Origin of the sequence: Streptomyces sp. WMMC940, assembly GCF_027460265.1 — a bacterium.
Lineage (GTDB): Bacteria > Actinomycetota > Actinomycetes > Streptomycetales > Streptomycetaceae > Streptomyces.
Genome location: NZ_JAPZBC010000001.1, coordinates 7,565,551 through 7,587,723 on the forward strand (window position 1 = coordinate 7,565,551; position 22,173 = coordinate 7,587,723).

Genomic DNA, 22,173 nt, shown 5'->3' on the forward strand with positions numbered 1-22,173 from the left:
TCTTCGGCTATCCGACCTCGGACGCCCTCGCCGGTTTCCTGCGTTCTGGACCGCTGACGGAAACGGGCGACGACGAGTCCCGCTCGCCCGGTTCCGGAAGGCCGGCCTTCTCGGCATGCTGCGCGCCCCGGGAAAAGACCCCAACTGATCAGCCGACTTACCGCCATTTGGTTTACCGACAGCGACAAAGACGGAGGACCTACCGAGATGACGGCACCGGACGAGCAGATCGTCAACGCACTGCGTGCCTCGCTCAAGGAGAACACGCGGCTCCAGCAGGAGAACCAGCGTCTCTCCGAGTCCTCGGCCGAACCCATCGCGATCGTTTCGATGGCCTGTCGGTACGCGGGCGGCATACGCACCCCCGAGGACCTGTGGCGGGTGGTGACCGACGGCACCGACGTCTACACCACCTTCCCCGAGGACCGCGGCTGGGATCTGGAAGGCATCTACCACCCCGACCCGGACAACCCCGGCACGACGTACGTCCGCGAGGGCGCGTTCCTGCACGACGCCGGCCAATTCGACGCCGCGTTCTTCGGGATATCGCCGCGCGAGGCGCTCGCGATGGACCCTCAGCAGCGGCAGCTCCTCGAGGTCTCCTGGGAGGCCCTCGAACGAGTCGGCATCGACCCGAACTCCGTACGCGGCACTGACATCGGCGTGTTCGCCGGCATGGTCCACCAGGACTACGCGCCCGACCTCAGCGGCCTCGAAGGCTTTCTCAGCCTGGAGCGCGCCCTGGGCACCGCGGGCGGCGTCGCCTCGGGACGGGTCGCCTACACACTCGGCCTCGAAGGCCCCGCCGTCACCGTCGACACCATGTGTTCCTCCTCCATGGTTGCCATCCACCTGGCCGCCCAGGCACTGCGGCGCGGCGAGTGCTCCATGGCTTTGGCCGGCGGCGCCACCGTGATGGCGACCCCCGGCGGGTTCGTCGGCTTCGCCCGGCAGCGCGGCCTCGCCTTCGACGGCCGCTGCAAGTCGTACGCGGCCTGCGCGGACGGCTCCAGCTGGGCCGAAGGCGCAGGTGTGATCCTGCTTGAGCGGCTGTCGGAGGCACGCCGCAACGGACACCGGGTCCTCGCGGTGATCCGCGGCTCCGCCCTCAACCAGGACGGCGCTTCCAACGGCCTGACCGCGCCCAACGGGCCCGCGCAGCAGCGCGTCATCCGCAAGGCGCTGGAGAGCGCCGACCTCACTACGGCCGACATCGACATGGTCGAGGGCCACGGCACCGGCACCGTTCTTGGTGACCCGATCGAGGCGCAGGCCCTGATCGCCACGTACGGCCAGGAACGGTCGGAGGACCGGCCGCTGTGGCTCGGCTCGGTCAAGTCGGTGATCGGCCACACCCAGGCCGCCTCCGGTGTGGCCGGAGTGATCAACATGGTGCAGGCGCTGCGGCACGGTGTCATGCCCGCCACCCGGCACGTCGACGCCCCCACCTCGCAGGTGGACTGGACGGCGGGCTCGGTGGAGCTGCTGACGGAGGCCCGTGCGTGGCCGGAGGTGGGCCGGCCGCGCCGGGCCGGTGTGTCTTCGTTCGGTGCCAGCGGTACGAACGCCCACCTGATCCTGGAGCAGGCGCTGGAAGAAGAGCCCGCCGCAGAAACTGCCTCCGGCCCCTCGCCGGCTCCAGCGGTCGACGGCGTGGTGCCGCTGGTGCTGTCGGCGGCCACGGCCGCCTCGCTCACCGGCCAGGCGGAGCGTCTGCTGTCGTTCGTCGAGGCGTCCGGCACGGTCGCGCTCGCCGACGTGGCGGCCGTATTGGCCACCGGCCGGGCGACGCTCGCCGAGCGCGCGGTCGTCGTGGCCGACTCGCCCGAGGAGGCCCTGGCGGGCCTGGGCGCGCTGGCGCGCGGCGAAGCCGCACACACGGTGGCCGTCGGCAGCGCGTCGACGCCGGGCGGGGCCGGAAAGGTCGTGCTCGTCTTTCCAGGGCAGGGTTCGCAATGGACCGGCATGGGCCGCGAACTCCTCGATTCCTCAACGGTGTTCGCGCAGCGGATCGCTGAGTGCGCGGCGGCGCTTGAGCGGTGGGTCGACTGGTCGCTGGTGGATGTGCTGCGAGGGGATGTTCCGGCCGAACTCCTGGAGCGCGTGGATGTGCTGCAGCCTGCGAGCTTCGCCGTGATGATCGGCCTTGCCGCCGTCTGGTCGTCGGTCGGTGTGGTGCCGGATGCGGTGGTCGGTCACTCGCAGGGTGAGATCGCTGCCGCGTGCGTGTCGGGCGCGCTGTCCCTGGAGAACGCCGCTCGCATTGTGGCGGTACGCAGTCAGGTCATCGCCGCAAGCCTGGCGGGCCGTGGCGGTATGGCGTCGGTGGCGCTGTCCGAGGCAGAGGCCGTCGAGCGTCTGGAGCGGTGGGCCGGCCGGATCGAGGTCGCGGCGGTCAACGGTCCGGTGTCAGTGGTGATCGCCGGTGACGCCGAAGCCCTCGACGAGGCCGTCGACGCGCTGGAGGACCAAGGCGTACGCGTGCGCCGTATCGCAGTCGACTACGCCTCGCACACCCGGCATGTCGAAGCCGTCCAGGAGATCCTGAGCGAGGCCTTCGCCGACATCCGCAGCCAGGCTCCCGCCATGCCGTTCCTCTCCACCGTGACCGGTGAGTGGATTCGCGAGGCGGGTGTCCTCGACGGCGGCTACTGGTACCGCAACCTGCGCCGGCAGGTCCGCTTCGGTCCCACGATCGCTGACCTCCTGGCCGACGGTCACACCGTGTTCGTGGAGTCCAGCGCCCACCCCGTCCTGGTCCAGCCGATCAGCGAGATCGTGGTCGGCGCCGAGGCCGACGCCGTCGTGACCGGCTCCCTGCGCCGTGAAGACGGCGGCCCGCGCCGCCTGTTCACCTCGATGGCCGAGCTCTTCGTCCGAGGCGTCCACGTCGACTGGAGCGGCGTCCTCGCGGCCCGAGCCGACGCCGGCCGCATCGACCTCCCGACATACGCCTTCGATCACCAGCACTACTGGATCCAGCTGACCGGCACCGCCGACGACGCCGTCTCGCTCGGCCTGACCGGCACCGATCACCCGCTGCTCGGCGCGGTGGTCCCGCTGCCGCAGTCCGACGGTCTGGTCCTCACCTCCCGAGTCTCCCTGCGCACCCACCCGTGGCTCGCGGACCACGCCATCGCGGGCGCGGTCGTCGTACCCGGAACCATCTACGTGGATCTGGCGGTGCGAGCCGGCGACGAGTTCGGCTGCGGTGTCCTGGAGGAACTCGTCATCGAGTCACCGCTCGTGCTGCCCGAGCACGGCGGCGTCCGAATCCAGGTAGCCGTCAGCGGCGCCGGCCCCAACGGCTCGCGCACCGTGGATGTCTACTCCCTCCGCGAGGACACCTCCGACGAGGCGGGACAGGGGGGATGGACCCGGCATGCCACCGGCCTGCTCTCCAACGCCACCCCGGCCGACGGTACGACGCCCGCCGTCGACTTCGCCGCCTGGCCCCCGGCCGGCGCGCAGCCCGTCGCCATCGACCACTTCTACTCGGATCTGGCCGCCCGCGGATACGCCTACGGTCCGGCCTTCCAAGGCCTGCGCGGCGTGTGGCGGCGCGGCGACGAACTGTTCGCCGAGGCTGTCCTGCCGCCCGAGCAGCGCGAGAACGCCGACCGGTTCGGCATCCACCCGGCCCTGCTCGACGCCGCCCTGCACACCAACGCCTTCGCCAACCCCGACGACGACCGCAAAGTTCTGCCCTTTGCCTGGAACAGTCTTGTCCTGCACGCCCTGGGCGCCTCCGCCCTGCGCGTACGAGTCGCCCCGAGCGGCCCGGACGCGCTCTCGTTCCAGGCAGCCGACGAGACCGGCGACCTCGTCCTGACCATGGACTCGCTGGTATCCCTGCCGGTCACCGCCGAGCAGCTCGGCGCCGACGCGGTCGGCCGGGAGAGCCGCGACTCGCTGTTCCGGGTGGAGTGGACCGAGCTGCCGGCCCCTGAGGGTGCCTCGGCCCCCGCCTCCTGGGTGCCTCTGGTCACCGTGGACGACGTGACGGCGCTCGCCGCTCGCGAGACGCTGCCGCCGGTTGCCGTCCTTACGGCGATGACCGGTGACGGCGAGGACCCGCTCGGCCTCACCACGCGCGTTGTGGCCGTGCTCCAGGCCTGGCTGGTAGCCCCGGCTTTGGAGAGCGGCAAGCTGGTGGTCGTGACCCGGGGTGCGGTGCCGGCTGGTGGGGATGCTGACGTCACGGACCCGGCAGGCGCCGCCGTCTGGGGCCTGATCCGCGCCGCCCAGGCCGAGAACCCCGACCGCATCGTGCTCGTCGACCTCGACCCCGCCGACTCCGCCGGAGCGGGTCCCGTCCTTGGGCCCGTGCTCGCCACAGCGGAGCCGCTGGTCGCCGTCCGCGGCACGGCTGCTCTGTCCGCCCCGCGTCTGGTACGCGCGGCCGCCGTCGAGACCGAGCCCGCTGTCGACGCCGACGCTGGTGCCGAGACCAAGACCGAGAGTGTGTACGCCTTCGCCCCCGGGGGCACCGTCCTGGTCACCGGTGGCACTGGCTCCCTGGGGGCCCTGGTCGCCCGGCACCTGGTGGCTGAGCACGGTGTGCGGCATCTGCTGTTGGTCAGTCGGCGTGGTCCGGACGCGGAGGGTGCGGCGGAACTGGTTGCCGAGCTTGGCGAGTCGGGTGCGGTGGTGAGGGTCTGCGCGTGTGATGTCGCTGACCGGGACGCGGTGGCGGCTCTTTTGGCGGCTGTGCCTGCCGAGCACCCGCTCACTGGTGTCGTGCACCTGGCCGGTGTGTTGGACGACGGTGTGATCGGCGCGCTGACGCCGGAACGTATCGAGGGAGTCTTCGCTCCGAAGGTCACTGCCGTTCGCCACTTGGACGAGCTGACCCGTGAACTTGCCCCGCAACTTGCCTCGTTCGCTGTGTTCTCCTCGGCTGCCGCTCTGCTGGGCTCGGCCGGCCAGGGCAGCTACGCCGCTGCCAACTCCTACCTCGACGCGCTCATGGCCCATCGGCGGGCCGCCGGCCTGCCCGGTGTCTCGATGGCCTGGGGCCTGTGGGAGCAGAGCACCGGCCTGACCGCCCACCTCAGCGAGACCGACCAGGCCCGCATGAGCCGCGGCGGTGTCCTGCCCCTCACCCCCGCCGAGGCCCTCGCCCTGCTCGACACCGGCCTGCGAGCCGAACACACCCTCCTCGTACCGATCAAGCTCGACCTGCGGTCCTTGCGTGCCGACGCGGCCTCCGGCGGCACCGTCCCGCACCTGCTGCGCGGCCTGGTGCGCAGTGGCCGCCGCCTCGCACGCGCCGGCGCAGGCGACGGCAGTGACCTGCTTCGGCGCCTCGCCGGACTGTCCGAGGCCGAACAGGAAGCCGTCCTCCTCGGCATCGTGCAGGCCGAAGCCACCGCGGTCCTCGGCTTCAACGCCGCCGAACTCGCCCAAGGCACACGAGGGTTCAGCGAGATCGGCTTCGACTCGCTCACCGCGGTCGAACTCCGCAACAGGCTTGGCGCCGCCACCGGCGTCAAGCTCCCCGCCACCCTCATCTTCGACTACCCCACCCCGGTGGCACTCGCCCGCTACCTGCGCGAGGAGCTCGGCAACGACACGGCCGGCGCCACCGCCACCCCCGTCGCCCTCACCGCCGAGCCCGACGAGCCCATCGCCATCGTCGGCATGGCCTGCCGCCTGCCCGGCGGCGTCGACGACCCCGACGGCCTCTGGCGTCTGGTGGCCGAGGGCCGCGACGGCATGGCGGCCCTCCCGGACGACCGCGGCTGGGACCTCGACGGCCTGTTCGACGCCGACCCCGACAAACCCGGCACGGCCTACGTCCACAAGGGCGGATTCCTGCACAGCGCCGCCCAGTTCGACGCCGGCTTCTTCGGCATCTCGCCGCGCGAGGCGCTCGCCATGGATCCACAGCAGCGGCTCCTCCTCGAAACCTCGTGGGAGGCCCTGGAACGGGCCGGCATCGACCCCCACTCCGCGCGCGGCGACAACATCGGTGTCTTCTCGGGCGTCTCCATCCACGACTACGTCGAGTCCCTCAGCAACATGCCCGACGAACTCGAAGGCTTCGTCACGACGGCCACCGCCGGCAGCGTGGCCTCCGGCCGGGTGTCCTACGTGTTCGGCTTCGAGGGCCCCTCGGTGACCGTCGACACGGCCTGCTCCTCGTCCCTCGTCGCCATCCACCTCGCTGCCCAGGCACTGCGTCAGGGCGAATGCTCGCTCGCCCTCGCAGGCGGTGTCGCCGTCATGGGCTCACCCATAGGACTGCGCGGCATGTCGCGCCAGCGCGGCCTCGCCGCCGACGGCCGGGTCAAGGCGTTCTCGGCCGGTGCCGACGGCACCATCCTGTCCGAGGGCGTCGGCATCGTCGTACTGGAACGCCTCTCGGAGGCCCGCAGGCGCGGCCACCGGGTGCTCGCGGTCGTCCGCAGCTCGGCCGTGAACCAGGACGGCGCCTCGAACGGCCTGACCGCCCCCAACGGGCCCTCGCAGCAGCGGGTCATCCGCAAGGCGCTCGCCAACGGTGGCCTCGCCGCGGCCGACATCGACGTCGTGGAGGCGCACGGCACCGGCACGGAGCTCGGCGACCCCATCGAGGCGCAGGCCCTGCTCGCCACGTACGGCCGGGACCGGGACCCGGAGCGCCCGCTCTGGCTGGGCTCGCTCAAGTCCAACGTAGGTCACACGCAGGCCGCGGCCGGTGTCTCCGCCGTGATCAAGATGGTGCAGGCGCTGCGACACGGCATCATGCCGCCCACGCTCAACGTGACGGAGCCGACGCCCCAGGTCGACTGGACGGCGGGCGCGGTCGAACTGCTCACCGAGGCCCGCGCGTGGCCGGAGGAGGGCAGGCCGCGCCGCGCCGGTGTCTCCAGTTTCGGCATCAGCGGCACGAACGCGCACCTGATCCTGGAACAGGCACCGGAGGAGCAGCCCGCGGCGCCGGCCGCATCGACCGCCGGAGTGGTTCCGCTGGTCGTGTCCGCCGCCTCGACGGCATCCCTGGCGGGGCAGGCCGCGCGCCTCGCCTCGTTCCTTGAGACGGCGGAGACGTCCGAGACGGCTGAGATGGCTGAGACCGCGCCGCTGGACGCCGTGGCGGCGACGCTGATGACACGACGGGCGCTGCTCTCCGACCGTGCGGTGGTCTTGGCCGGTTCGCGGGGTGAGGCTGTGGCGGGTCTGGGGGCGTTGGCGCGGGGCGCGTCCCTTCCCGGTCTGGTCACTGGCAGCGCGGTGGGTGCGGGGCGGACGGTGTTGGTGTTCCCGGGTCAGGGTTCGCAGTGGGTTGGCATGGGGCGTGAACTCCTGGACTCGTCACCGGTGTTCGCGGAGCGGGTGGGGGAGTGTGCTGCGGCGCTTGGGCGGTGGGTGGACTGGTCGCTGGTGGATGTGTTGCGGGGGGATGTTCCGGCTGCGCTGTTGGAGCGGGTGGATGTGGTGCAGCCGGCGAGTTTTGCGGTGATGGTGGGTCTTGCCGCGGTGTGGGCGTCGGTGGGTGTGGTGCCGGATGCGGTGGTGGGGCATTCGCAGGGTGAGATCGCCGCGGCGTGTGTGTCGGGTGCGTTGTCGCTGGAGGACGCTGCCCAGGTGGTGGCGGTTCGCAGTCAGGTGATCGCCGCAAGTCTGGCGGGCCGGGGTGGTATGGCGTCGGTGGCGCTGCCTGAGGCTGAAGTGGCCGAACGTATCGAGCGGTGGGCCGGCCGGGTGGAGGTGGCCGCGGTCAATGGTCCGTCCTCGGTGGTGATCGCCGGTGATGCCGAAGCCCTTGATGAAGCGCTGGAGGTTCTTGCGGCGAATGGTGTGCGGGTGCGTCGGGTCGCGGTGGATTACGCCTCCCACACCCGGCATGTGGAGGCGATCGAGGACGTACTGACAACCGCCTTCACCGACATCCGTGCGCAGGCGCCGCTGATTCCTTTCTACTCGACGGTGACGGGCGAGTGGGTAAAAGAGGCGGATGTCCTCGACGGCGCGTACTGGTACCGGAACCTCCGTGGCCAGGTCCGCTTCGGTCCTGCTATCGCCGACTTGCTGGGTGAGGGTTACTCGGTGTTCGTGGAGTCGAGCGCCCACCCCGTCCTGGTCCAGCCGGTCAGCGAGATCGTCGACCACGTGGATGACATGGGCTGGTCTAGTGTCGTGGTCGGTGGTTCGCTGCGCCGTGAGGAGGGCGGCCTTGGCCGACTGCTGACCTCGATGGCCGAACTGTTCGTCCGAGGCGTCCCCGTCGACTGGGCGGGTGTCCTCCCGGCCATCGCCGTCGACACCCAGGTCGATCTCCCCACTTATGCCTTCGATCACGAGCATTACTGGCTGCGTTCCGCTCCTGCTGTCGATGCTGTCGCGCTTGGTCAGGCGGGTGTTGATCATCCGTTGTTGGGTGCGGTGGTGGCGGTGCCGGAGACGGGGGGTGTCCTGTGTACTTCGCGGCTGTCGCTGCGGACGCATCCGTGGTTGGCGGATCACGCGGTGAGCGGGGTTGTGCTGGTGCCGGGCACGGGTCTGGTCGAGTTGGTGGTTCGTGCGGGTGACGAGGTCGGTTGCGGTGTGGTGGAGGAGTTGGTGATCGAGGCGCCGCTGGTGGTGCCGGAGCAGGGTGGTGTCCGGGTCCAGGTCGCGGTCGGTGGCCTGGAGGAGGACGGTGCCCGCGCTGTCACTGTGTATTCGGCGTCTGAGGACACTGCCGGCGATCACGACAGCGACGTCTGGACTCGTCATGCCACCGGCCGGCTGCGGCCGGCTTTGGCCGGGAGTACGGGCACGGCCGGGTTTGATGTCTCGGTGTGGCCGCCGGTCGGGGCTGAGCGGGTGCCGCTCGATGTCGCCGGGTTTTACGAGGAGATGTTTGATCGGGGTTATGTGTTTGGCCCGTCGTTTAAGGGTCTACGTGCGGTGTGGCGGCGGGGTGAGGAGGTCTTCGCGGAGGTCGTTCTGCCCGATGAGCAGCGGGACAACGCGGTGAGGTTCGGTATCCATCCCGCGCTGTTCGATGCTGCCTTGCATGCCAGGAGTCTTGTTCGGCCGGACGAGGTTGCTGCCGGTGAGGGCGGGTCGCGAACTGTGCTGCCGTTTTCTTGGAACGACGTGGCGTTGTATGCGACTGGTGCTTCGGCGTTGCGGGTGCGGCTGGTGTCTCCCGGGCCGGACGTGCTGTCGTTGCAGGCGGCCGATGAGACCGGTGAACCCGTCCTGTCCATGGACTCGCTGGTGTTCCGGGAGGTGTCCGCCGAGCGGTTGGGGGCGGCGGCCGGTGCGGCGGGCGACGACGGCTCCCTGTTCCGGGTGGAGTGGACCGAGCTGCCGGCCCCTGAGGGTGCCTCGGCCCCCGCCTCCTGGGTGCCTCTGGTCACCGTGGACGACGTGACGGCGCTCGCCGCTCGCGAGACGCTGCCGCCGGTTGCCGTCCTTACGGCGATGACCGGTGACGGCGAGGACCCGCTCGGCCTCACCACGCGCGTTGTGGCCGTGCTCCAGGCCTGGCTGGTAGCCCCGGCTTTGGAGAGCGGCAAGCTGGTGGTCGTGACCCGGGGTGCGGTGCCGGCTGGTGGGGATGCTGACGTCAGGGACCCGGCCGGTGCCGCCGTGTGGGGTCTGGTCCGGGCTGCCCAGAGCGAGAACCCCGATCGGATCGTTCTGCTCGACACCGCTACCGGCTCCGGCCTCGACGTCACGGGCGTCGAAATGGGACCGGTCCTCGCCGCTGTGCTCGCTACCGGCGAGCCCCAGATCGCCGTGCGGGGCACGGTGTTGTCCGCGCCTCGTCTGGTCCGTGACACGAGCGGTGCCGCCGTCCCCGACATCTCTGATGTCCCTGCCGTCTTCGACTCTGAGGGGACGGTTCTGGTTACGGGTGGCACTGGCTCCCTGGGGGCCCTGGTCGCCCGGCACCTGGTGGCTGAGCACGGTGTGCGGCATCTGCTGTTGGTCAGTCGGCGTGGTCCGGACGCGGAGGGTGCGGCGGAACTGGTTGCCGAGCTTGGCGAGTCGGGTGCGGTGGTGAGGGTCTGCGCGTGTGATGTCGCTGACCGGGACGCGGTGGCGGCTCTTTTGGCGGCTGTGCCTGCCGAGCACCCGCTCACTGGTGTCGTGCACCTGGCCGGTGTGTTGGACGACGGTGTGATCGGCGCGCTGACGCCGGAACGTATCGAGGGAGTCTTCGCTCCGAAGGTCACTGCCGTTCGCCACTTGGACGAGCTGACCCGTGAACTTGCCCCGCAACTTGCCTCGTTCGCTGTGTTCTCCTCGGCTGCCGCTCTGCTGGGCTCGGCCGGCCAGGGCAGCTACGCCGCTGCCAACTCCTACCTCGACGCGCTCATGGCCCATCGGCGGGCCGCCGGCCTGCCCGGTGTCTCGATGGCCTGGGGCCTGTGGGAGCAGAGCACGGGCCTGACCGCCCACCTCAGCGAGACCGACCAGGCCCGCATGAGCCGCGGCGGTGTCCTGCCCCTCACCCCCGCCGAGGGAATGGGGTTGTTCGATGCGGCCCTGCGGGGTCCTGCAGCCCTGGTGGTGCCGATGAAGCTGGATCTGCGGAGGCTGCGTGCTGATGCCGTGGCCGGCCGGGGTCTCCCGGGGCTTTTGGGTGGTCTGGTGCAGAGCGGACGGCGGCAGGCAGGGGCGGGGGACAGCGGTGGCGGTCTTGCTGCCCGGCTTGCGGGGCTCACATCACAGGAGCAGGAAGCGTTGCTGCTCGACTTTGTCCGTGGTCATGTGGCGGTGGTTCTCGGTCATGCCGGGATCGCGAAGGTCGGGGCGGAGACGGCGTTCAAGGATTCCGGGTTCGACTCGCTCACGTCGGTCGAGTTGCGTAACCGCCTTCGTGGGGCCACCGGCCTCAAGCTTGCCGCCACCGTCGTCTTCGACTATCCCAACCCGCTCGCCCTCGCCCGCTATCTCCACCGCGAACTCGGGACCACAACGCAATCCGCGGCCGCGACGCATCCGCTGCTGGCTGAACTGAGCAGGCTCGATGCCACCTTGGCCGAGACGCCCGCCGACGACTCGGTCCGCGCCCAAGTGACAGCCCGGCTTCAGGGCCTTCTGGCCTCCTGGTCGCTGGCGAACGGAACGCCGTCCGCTGAGGAGGAGCTCGACTTCGATGCCGCCTCGGACGACGAGCTCTTCGACCTGATCGACTCCGAGTTCGGCAACTAGCAACCCCAGACCGTCACAGCCTCTAGGAGCTGAACCCCGATGGCAGATGAGAGCAAGCTTCGCGACTATCTCAAGCGCACCCTCGCAGAGGCACGCCGTTCCCATCAGCGTGTGCTGGAGCTTGAGGCCGAGAAGTCGGAGCCGGTTGCGGTTGTGGGTATGGCGTGTCGTTTGCCCGGTGGTGTGGCGGGTCCGGAGGATTTGTGGCGGCTGGTCAGCGAGGGCCGGGACGGTATGTCCGGTTTCCCATCCGATCGTGGCTGGGATCTGGAGGGCGTGTTCGACTCCGGTCCGGGCCAGGCTTGCACCTCCTACGTGCCCCGGGGCGGGTTCCTGTATGAGGCGGGGGAGTTCGACGCGGGTTTCTTCGGGATCTCGCCGCGTGAGGCGCTGGCGATGGATCCGCAGCAGCGGTTGTTGCTTGAGACGTCGTGGGAGGCGTTGGAACAGGGCGGGATCGACCCGGGGACGTTGAAGGGCCAGGACGTCGCGGTGTTCTCCGGCGTCTATGAACAGGGGTACGGCTTCAGCACGGCGGAACTGGAAGGGTTTATCGGCACGGGGGCGATGACGAGTGTGGCCTCGGGCCGGGTGTCGTATGTGTTCGGTTTTGAGGGTCCGGCGGTGACGGTGGACGCGGCGTGTTCGTCCTCGCTGGTCGCGATCCATCTGGCGGCGCAGGCGTTGCGGCGGGGGGAGTGCTCGCTGGCGCTGGCAGGCGGGGCCACGGTGATGGCGACGCCGGGTGCGTTCGTGGCGTTCTCGCGCCACGGCGGCCTCGCCGTCGACGGCCGGGTCAAGGCGTTCTCGGACGCCGCGGACGGCACTGGCTGGGCCGAGGGTGTCGGCGTGGTGGTTCTGGAGCGGTTGTCGGAGGCCCGGCGGCGCGGGCATCGGGTGCTCGCGGTGATCCGTGGCAGCGCGGTGAATCAGGACGGTGCGTCGAATGGTCTGACGGCGCCGAATGGTCCGTCGCAGCAGCGCGTGATCCGTAGGGCGCTTGCCAATGCTGGTCTTTCGACGGCGGATGTGGACGTGGTGGAGGGACACGGCACGGGCACGGTGCTCGGTGATCCGATCGAGGCGCAGGCGCTGCTGGCGACGTACGGCCGTGACCGGGAACCCGAGCGCCCGCTGTGGCTTGGGTCGTTGAAGTCGAACATCGGTCATACCCAGGCCGCGGCGGGTGTGGCTGGTGTGATCAAGATGGTGCAGGCGCTGCGGCACGGGGTCATGCCCCCCACGCTGCATGTCGATGCCCCGTCTGCGAAGGTGGACTGGTCGGCGGGCTCGGTGGAGCTGCTGACCGAGGCTCGTGCGTGGCCCGACACCGGCCGGCCCCGCCGCGCTGGTGTGTCGTCCTTCGGTGTCAGCGGGACCAACGCGCACCTGATCCTGGAGCAGGCCCCTGAAGAGCAGCCCGTGACGCCGGTGGAGCCTGCGCCTGAGTCGACGGTGGACGTCGGCGATGGTGTGGTGCCGCTGGTGGTGTCGGCGAGGAGTGCCGGTTCCCTGGCGGGCCAGGCCGAGCGGTTGACGTCCTTTGCGGAGTCCGGCGAGAAGGTGCCCCTGACGGATGTGGCCACGGCGTTGGCTGCTCAGCGTGCGGTGTTGTCCCAGCGTGCGGTGGTCTTGGCAGGTTCGCGGGGTGAGGCTGTGGCGGGTCTGGGGGCGCTGGCGCGGGGCGAGTCCCTTCCTGGTGTGGTCAGTGGTGGGTTGTCGTCGGCCGCGGTTGCGGGGCGGACGGTGTTGGTGTTCCCGGGTCAGGGTTCGCAGTGGGTGGGGATGGGGCGTGAACTCCTGGACTCGTCGCCGGTGTTCGCGGAGCGGATTGCTGAGTGTGCTGCGGCGTTGGAGCGGTGGGTGGACTGGTCGCTGGTGGATGTGTTGCGGGGGGATGTTCCGGCTGCGTTGTTGGAGCGGGTGGATGTGGTGCAGCCGGCGAGTTTTGCGGTGATGGTGGGTCTTGCTGCGGTGTGGGCGTCGGTGGGTGTGGTGCCGGATGCGGTGGTGGGGCATTCGCAGGGTGAGATCGCCGCGGCGTGTGTGGCGGGTGCGTTGTCGCTGGAGGACGCTGCCCAGGTGGTGGCGGTTCGCAGTCAGGTGATCGCCGCAAGTCTGGCGGGCCGGGGTGGTATGGCGTCGGTGGCGCTGCCTGAGGCTGAAGTGGCCGAACGTATCGAGCGGTGGGCGGGCCGGGTGGAGGTGGCCGCGGTCAATGGTCCGTTCTCGGTGGTGATCGCCGGTGATGCCGAAGCCCTTGATGAGGCGCTGGAGGTTCTTGCGGCGGATGGTGTGCGGGTGCGTCGGGTCGCGGTGGATTACGCCTCCCACACCCGGCATGTGGAGGCGATCGAGGACGTACTGACAACCGCCTTCACCGACATCCGTGCGCAGGCGCCGCTGATTCCTTTCCTCTCGACGGTGACGGGCGAGTGGGTAAAGGAGGCGGATGTCCTCGACGGCGGGTACTGGTACCGGAACCTGCGTAGCCAGGTCCGTTTCGGTCCCGCCATCGCCGACCTCCTGGCCGGCGGCCACACCGTCTTCGTGGAATCCAGCGCTCATCCGGTGCTGGTCCAGCCGGTCAGCGAGATCGTGGATGAGGCCGACACGGAGGCGGTGGTCGGTGGTTCGCTGCGACGTGAGGAGGGCGGCCCGCGCCGGTTGCTGACCTCGATGGCCGAACTGTTCGTCCGGGGTGTGGCCGTGAACTGGGCGGCGTTGCTGCCGGTCGGCGGTGCTTCACACGTTGAGCTTCCGACGTATGCCTTCGATCACGAGCATTACTGGCTGCGTTCCGCTCCTGCTGTCGATGCTGTCGCGCTTGGTCAGGCGGGTGTTGATCATCCGTTGTTGGGTGCGGTGGTGGCGGTGCCGGAGACGGGGGGTGTCCTGTGTACTTCGCGGCTGTCGCTGCGGACGCATCCGTGGTTGGCGGATCACGCGGTGAGCGGGGTTGTGCTGGTGCCGGGCACGGGTCTGGTCGAGTTGGTGGTTCGTGCCGGTGACGAGGTCGGTTGCGGTGTGGTGGAGGAGTTGGTGATCGAGGCGCCGCTGGTGGTGCCGGAGCAGGGTGGTGTCCGGGTCCAGGTCGCGGTCGGTGGCCTGGAGGAGGACGGTGCCCGCGCTGTCACTGTGTATTCGGCGTCTGAGGACACTGCCGGCGATCACGACAGCGACGTCTGGACTCGTCATGCCACCGGCCGGCTGCGGTCGGCTTTGGCCGGGAGTACGGGCACGGCCGGGTTTGATGTCTCGGTGTGGCCGCCGGTCGGGGCTGAGCGGGTGCCGCTCGATGTCGCCGGGTTTTACGAGGAGATGTTTGCTCGGGGTTATGTGTTTGGCCCGTCGTTTAAGGGTCTACGTGCGGTGTGGCGGCGGGGTGAGGAGGTCTTCGCGGAGGTCGTTCTGCCCGATGAGCAGCGGGACAACGCGGTGAGGTTCGGTATCCATCCCGCGCTGTTCGATGCTGCCTTGCATGCCAGGAGTCTTGTTCGGCCGGACGAGGTTGCTGCCGGTGAGGGCGGGTCGCGAACTGTGCTGCCGTTTTCTTGGAACGACGTGGCGTTGTATGCGACTGGTGCTTCGGCGTTGCGGGTGCGGCTGGTGTCTCCCGGGCCGGACGTGCTGTCGTTGCAGGCGGCCGATGAGACCGGTGAACCCGTCCTGTCCATGGACTCGCTGGTGTTCCGGGAGGTGTCCGCCGAGCGGTTGGGGGCGGCGGCCGGTGCGGCGGGCGACGACGGCTCCCTGTTCCGGGTGGAGTGGGTCGAACTGCCCGTGTCTGCCCTGGGCGCGGAGACGGTGCCGTCGTGGGTAGCGGTCGCCACCGCCGAAGATGTGGCCGCCTTGGCCGTCGATGCTCCGGCCGTGGCCGTTCTGGAGGCATACGGGGAGGGGGCCGACGATGCCGATGAGGTGCTCGCCCTGACGAGCAGGGTGCTGGGTGTCATTCAGGCCTGGCTGGTAGCCCCGGCTTTGGAGAGCGGCAAGTTGGTGGTGGTTACGAGGGGTGCGGTGCCGGCTGGTGGGGACGGCGATGTCACCGATCCGGCCGGTGCCGCTGTGTGGGGTCTGGTCCGGGCTGCCCAGAGCGAGAACCCCGATCGGATCGTTCTGCTCGACACCGCTACCGGCTCCGGCCTCGACGTCACGGGCGTCGAAATGGGACCGGTCCTCGCCGCTGTGCTCGCTACCGGCGAGCCCCAGATCGCCGTGCGGGGCACGGTGTTGTCCGCGCCTCGTCTGGTCCGTGACACGAGCGGTGCCGCCGTCCCCGACATCTCTGATGTCCCTGCCGTCTTCGACTCTGAGGGGACGGTTCTGGTTACGGGTGGCACTGGCTCCCTGGGGGCCCTGGTCGCCCGGCACCTGGTGGCTGAGCACGGTGTACGGCACCTGCTGTTGGTCAGCCGCCGCGGTCCCGATGCGGAGGGCGCGGCCGAACTGGCCGCCGGGCTTGGCGAGTCGGGTGCCGAATCGGTGGCTGTGACGGCGTGTGATGTCGCTGACCGGGATGCGGTGGCCGCGCTTTTGGATTCTGTGTCGGCGCAGCATCCGCTGACCGGTGTTGTGCACACCGCTGGTGTGCTGGACGACGGTGTGATCGGCGCACTGACACCGGAACGGTTGGCGTATGTGTTCGGGCCGAAGGTGACGGCCGTCGGCCATCTGGACGAGCTGACGCGGGACATGGATCTGTCGGTGTTCGCGGTGTTCTCTTCCGCGTCGGGTTTGATCGGTTCGGCGGGGCAGGGCAACTACGCGGCGGCCAATGCCTATCTCGACGCGGTGGCTCACCGGCGGAGGGCGGCGGGCCTGCCTGGAGTGTCGCTGGCCTGGGGCCTGTGGGAGCAGTCCGCCGGATTGACCGCTCACCTGGGTGCGGTCGACCAGGCCCGTATGAGCCGCAGCGGCTTCCTGCCTATCGCCCCTGCCGAGGGAATGGGGTTGTTCGACGCGGCTCTGCGGGTTTCCGCAGCCCTGGTGGTGCCGATGAAGCTGGATCTGCGGAGGCTGCGTGCTGATGCCGTGGCCGGCGGGGGTCTCCCGGGGCTTTTGGGTGGTCTGGTGCAGAGCGGACGGCGGCAGGCACGGGCGGGGGACAGGCAGGCAGGGGCGGGGGACAGCGGTGGCGGTCTTGCTGCCCGGCTTGCGGGGCTCACATCACAGGAGCAGGAAGCGTTGCTGCTCGATTTTGTCCGTGGTCATGTGGCGATGGTTCTCGGTCATGCCGGGATCGCGAAGGTCGGGGCGGAGACGGCGTTCAAGGATTCCGGGTTCGACTCGCTCACGTCGGTCGAGTTGCGTAACCGCCTTCGTGGGGCCACCGGCCTCAAGCTTGCCGCCACCGTCGTCTTCGACTATCCCAACCCGCTCGCCCTCGCCCGCTATCTCCACCGCGAACTGTTCCCCGACGGAGTCACGGCCGGCCCGGACGTGGACGAGGCACGGCTGCGGCGCGGGCTCGCATCGCTCCCACTCGCCCGGCTCCGGGCGGCTGGACTGTTGGACGCCCTGGTCAGGCTGGTTGAAGTCAATGACCACGAACCGCCGATCGGCACGCTGGACGACGCCGATGACGAGACCGCGATCGCCGACCTGAACGTCGACGATCTCGTGCAGCTGGCGCTCGGCGACAAGTGACCCTGCGGCATCTGATGGTTGGGGATTTCAAGTGAGTGCTCCTTACGAAAAGGTCGTCGAGGCGCTCCGAGCATCGCTCGAAGAGGTCGGCTCCCTGAAGAAGCAGAACCGCCAGCTCTTGGAGGCCTCGCGGGAGCCGGTTGCGGTTGTGGGTATGGCGTGTCGTTTGCCCGGTGGTGTGGCGGGTCCGGAAGATTTGTGGCGGCTGGTCAGCGAGGGCCGGGACGGGGTGTCCGGTTTCCCATCCGATCGCGGCTGGGATATGGAGGGCGTGTTCGACTCCGGTCCGGGCCAGGCCGGCACCTCCTACGTGCCCCGGGGCGGGTTCCTGTATGAGGCGGGGGAGTTCGACGCGGGTTTCTTCGGGATCTCGCCGCGTGAGGCGCTGGCGATGGATCCGCAGCAGCGGTTGTTGCTTGAGACGTCGTGGGAGGCGTTGGAACAGGGCGGGATCGACCCGGGGACGTTGAAGGGCCGTGACGTCGCGGTGTTCTCCGGCGTCATGGGCTCCGACTACTTCGCGGATGGCAACGTGCATTCCGACCCGGGGGGTATCGGCACGGGGGCGGCGTCGAGTGTGGCCTCGGGCCGGGTGTCGTATGTGTTCGGTTTTGAGGGTCCGGCGGTGACGGTGGACACGGCGTGTTCGTCCTCGCTGGTCGCGATCCATCTGGCGGCGCAGGCGTTGCGGCAGGAGGAGTGCTCGCTGGCGCTGGCGGGCGGGGCCACGGTGATGGCGACGCCGGGTGCGTTCGAGGCGTTCTCGCGCCACGGCGGACTGTCCTCGGATGGCCGGTGTAAGTCGTATGCGGACGCCGCGGACGGTACTGGCTGGGCCGAGGGCGTCGGGGTGGTGGTGCTGGAACGGCTGTCGGAGGCCCGGCGCAACGGGCACCGGATCCTTGCCGTGATCCGTGGCAGCGCGATCAATCAGGACGGCGCGTCAAACGGGTTGACGGCGCCGAATGGTCCGTCACAGCAGCGCGTGATCCGTAAGGCGCTTGCCAATGCGGGCCTTTCGACGGCGGATGTGGATGTGGTCGAGGGACACGGGACGGCGACGGTCCTGGGTGATCCGATCGAGGCGCAGGCGCTGATCGCCACCTACGGGCAGGACCGGCCCGAGGACCGGCCGGTGTGGCTTGGGTCGTTGAAGTCGAACATCGGTCATACCCAGGCCGCGGCGGGTGTGGCTGGTGTGATCAAGATGGTGCAGGCGCTGCGGCACGGGGTCATGCCGCCCACGCTGCATGTCGATGCCCCGTCGGCGAAGGTGGACTGGTCGGCGGGCGCGGTCGAGCTGCTGACCGAGGCTCGTGCGTGGCCCGACACCGGCCGGCCGCGCCGCGCTGGTGTGTCGTCCTTCGGTGTCAGCGGGACCAACGCGCACCTGATCGTGGAACAGGCCCCGCAAGAGCAGTCTGCGGTGCCGGAGCCTGTCGGGCCTGGGCTGGCGGGGACCGATGAGGGCGTGGTGCCGCTGGTGGTATCGGCGAGAAGCGCCGGGTCCCTGGCGGGCCAGGCCGAGCGGTTGACGTCCTTTGTGGAGTCGAGTGACGTGCCACTGCCGGATGCGGCGGGTGCGTTGGTCGCTCAGCGGGCGATGCTGTCCCAGCGCGCGGTGGTGGTGGGTTCGCGTACTGAGGCGTTGGCGGGGCTTGCTGCGCTGGCGCGCGGTGAGTCTCATCCCGGTGTGGTCACCGGCAGCGTGTCGGCGCTGGGCGGGGCCGAAAAGGTCGTGCTCGTCTTTCCAGGTCAGGGTTCGCAGTGGGTGGGGATGGGGCGTGAACTGCTCGATTCCTCGCCGGTGTTCGCGGAGCGGGTGGGGGAGTGTGCTGCGGCGTTGGAGCGGTGGGTGGACTGGTCGCTGGTGGATGTGTTGCGGGGGGATGCTCCGGCTGCGCTGTTGGAGCGGGTGGATGTGGTGCAGCCGGCGAGTTTTGCGGTGATGGTGGGTCTTGCTGCGGTGTGGGCGTCGGTGGGTGTGGTGCCGGATGCGGTGGTGGGGCATTCGCAGGGTGAGATCGCCGCGGCGTGTGTGTCGGGTGCGTTGTCGCTGGAGGACGCTGCCCAGGTGGTGGCGGTACGCAGTCAGGTCATCGCGGGCGATTTGGCTGGCCGTGGGGGTATGGCCTCGGTGGCGTTGTCCGAGGCTGAAGTGGCCGAACGTATCGAGCGGTGGGCCGGCCGGGTGGAGGTGGCCGCGGTCAATGGTCCGTCCTCGGTGGTGATCGCCGGTGATGTCGACGCCCTTGATGAGGCGCTGGAGGTTCTTGCGGCGGATGGTGTGCGGGTGCGTCGGGTGGCGGTGGATTACGCCTCCCACACCCGGCATGTGGAGGCGATCGAGGACGTACTGACAACCGCCTTCACCGACATCCGTGCGCAGGCGCCGCTGATTCCTTTCTACTCGACGGTGACGGGTGAGTGGGTAAAGGAGGCGGATGTCCTCGACGGCGGGTACTGGTACCGGAACCTGCGTAGCCAGGTCCGTTTCGGTCCCGCCATCGCCGACCTCCTGGCCGGCGGCCACACCGTCTTCGTGGAATCCAGCGCTCATCCGGTGCTGGTCCAGCCGGTCAGCGAAATCATCGACCAGGCCGACACGGAGGCCGTGGTCGGTGGTTCGCTACGCCGTGACGATGGCGGCCCGCGCCGGTTGCTGACCTCGATGGCCGAACTGTTCGTCCGGGGTGTGGCCGTGAACTGGGCGGCATTGCTGCCGGTTGGCGGTGCTTCACACATTGAGCTTCCGACGTATGCCTTCGATCACGAGCATTACTGGCTGCGTTCCGCTCCTGCTGTTGACGCTGTCGCGCTCGGACAAGCCGCCGGCGACCACCCGCTGATCGGGGCGATCGTCGGCCGGCCGGATTCCGGTGGGTTCATGACTACCTCGCGGTGGTCGGTGGACGCGCACCCGTGGCTGGGTGATCACGTCGTCGGTGATGTCGTCGTCGTGCCGAGCGCGGTGTTGGTCGAGTTGGCCATCCGGTTCGGAGACGAGGTGGGCAGTCCGGTGGTCGAGGAGCTGACCGTGGACCGGCCCGTGCTGTTGCCGCTGCGCGGTGGCAGAGCCGTACAGATGACCGTCGGGGAGGCCGATGAGCAGGGGCGGCGGCCCATCGAGGTGTACTCCCGCCCGGACAACGCCAGCATGGACGCGGTGTGGACACGCCACGCCCACGGCACGTTGGTGCCCGACCCGGTGACCGCACCCGCCGTGTGGCCTGCCGGTACACCTGCCACCGAGGTGGCTCTGGACAGTGCGGTCGGTGACGCGGACCGCTATGGCCTGCACCCGGCGCTGCTCGACGCGGCGCTCGGCACGATGCTCCCCGCAGGCGTGATCGCGACCCGGTGGAGCGGGGTGTCCTTGCTGGCCTCCGGCGCCGCAGCGGTAGGAGTACGCGCAGCCCGGGACACCACGGGGGTGACCCGTCTTGAGCTGGTGGATGCCACCGCGGCGCCGGTGCTGATCGCTGATGTTGTGGTCGGCGAGCCGTTCTCGCCCGGAAAGGCAGAGATCGCGGACGGGTCGGCCGCCGGCGCCCTTTTCCAGGTGGAGTGGGCCGAACTTTCCCTTTCCCCGGGTGAGATGACCAAGGACGCCGACACTGTGGCGACGGTCGTCGATGCCGAAGACGTTACTGCCCTCGCGGACGCTCCAGCGGTGCCGGGCCTGTTGGTGTATGAGGCCGGGCGCTCGCCTGCCGGCCCGCGCGAGGCCGTTGCCGCCGTCTTGGCCGTCCTTCAGGCGTGGCTGGCGGCACCGGCTCTGGCGCACAGCCGCCTCGTCGTGATCGTCCCCGACGCCGAGGACGATCTCCCCGCAGCCGCCGTGTCGGGTCTGCTGCGTTCGGCACAGTCGGAGCACCCCGACCGCATCGTCCTGGTCGAGAGCAGTGCGGTGCCCCCGGAGGACTCGACGGTGGTGAGCGCCGTGCAGCTCGCGCTGGCCACAGGCGAGCCCCACGTCCGAGTCCGCGCCGGCGTACCCTTCGCACCCCGACTCCGGCACGCCCCCCGCGCCGAAGGCCCCCGGCGCGACCTCAACCCGGACGGCGCCGTCCTGGTCACGGGCGGCACCGGGACGCTGGGCAGTCTCCTCGCCCGGCACTTGGTGACCGAACACGGCGTACGGCACCTGCTGCTGGCCAGCCGGAGCGGACCGGACGCAGAAGGCGCGGCGGCCCTGCACGAGCAACTGACCGGCCTCGGCGCGACCGTCACCATCGCCGCGTGCGACACCGCCGACCGAGACGCCCTCGCGGCACTCCTGGCCGCCGTACCGGACGCACACCCGCTCACCGCGATCGTTCACACGGCCGGAGTCCTCGACGACGGCGTGATCACCGCCCTGACCCCGGAGCGTGTCGACACCGTGCTGCGGCCGAAACTCGACGCGGCCCTGCATCTGCACGAGCTGACCCGGGACATCGACCTCGCGGCGTTCGTCCTGTTCTCCTCCGCCGCCGGAGTGCTGGGCACCCCCGGCCAGGGCAACTACGCCGCCGCCAACGCCTGCCTGGACGCACTCGCCCTCCACCGCCGCCACTCCGGCCTCCCCGCGACATCCCTCGCATGGGGGGTGTGGGACCACACCGGCACCAGCGGGAACCTGGGCACGGCCAATCAGCGGAGGATGGCCCCGCAGGGCCTGGTGGCACACTCCAGCCAGGAGGGTCTGGAGCTGTTCGACGCGGCGCTGCAGTCGGACGACGCGGTGCTCTTGGCGGCCAGGCCGGACTACGCCGCGCTGCGCGCCCAAGCCGCGTCCGAACCCGAACCCGTACTGCTGCGGAGCCTCGTACGTGCCGGCCGTCGCACCGCTCGGCACCTGGCCTCCCGCGGGAGCGGCCTCGCTGAACGGCTGGCCGCCATGCTCCCGGTCCAGCGAGAGCAGATGCTGCTGGATCTGGTCCGGCGCGAGGTCGCTGCGGTCCTGGGCCATTCGACACCCGGCAAGGTCGACCCCGACCGGGCTTTCCGAGAGGTCGGCTTCGACTCGATGTTGGCCGTTGAACTCCGCAACCGACTCACCGGACTCGTAGGGACCCGCCTCCCTGCCACGATCGTCTTCGACCATCCCACCCCCCGGAGTCTGATGCGCCGTCTGCTCGGGGAGCTGTGCCCCGAGGACGTCGGCGAGTTGGCGGGTCGGGAGGACGAGATCCGCAGGGTCCTGGTCACCACGCCTCTGTCCCGGTTTCAGGAACTCGGGCTCATGGAGAAGCTCCTGCAACTGGTGGCGAGTCCCGGCGGTGAAAGTGCCACAGCGCCGGACACCGCCGAACCGAAGCAGGACGGCAAGCGGCTGATCGAGGAGATGGACGTCGACGACCTGGTGGAGCGCGCGATGAGGAAAGCCGGGAAGCAGTAGCG

Annotated in this window: 3 protein-coding genes; all 3 read left to right on the forward strand. The window is 69.9% G+C overall.

The window, feature by feature from the left end; genetic code table 11:
- Positions 1–207 precede the first annotated feature (207 nt).
- The 3 genes from O7595_RS33225 to O7595_RS33235 all read left to right on the forward strand — a co-directional run bounded on the left by O7595_RS33225 (position 208) and on the right by O7595_RS33235 (position 22,171).
- Positions 208–11,139 carry a type I polyketide synthase gene (locus tag O7595_RS33225; RefSeq protein WP_269732285.1) on the forward strand — a complete coding sequence of 3,644 codons (10,932 nt, stop codon included), beginning with the start codon at positions 208–210 and terminating at the stop codon, positions 11,137–11,139.
- A gap of 111 nt (positions 11,140–11,250) precedes the next feature.
- Positions 11,251–16,788 carry a type I polyketide synthase gene (locus O7595_RS33230; protein WP_443071876.1) on the forward strand — a complete coding sequence of 1,846 codons (5,538 nt, stop codon included), beginning with the start codon at positions 11,251–11,253 and terminating at the stop codon, positions 16,786–16,788.
- Between the two features lie 31 nt (positions 16,789–16,819).
- Positions 16,820–22,171: a type I polyketide synthase gene (locus tag O7595_RS33235; protein WP_269732287.1), complete on the forward strand. Its 5,352-nt coding sequence runs from the start codon at positions 16,820–16,822 to the stop codon at positions 22,169–22,171.
- The last annotated feature ends 2 nt before the right edge of the window (positions 22,172–22,173 follow it).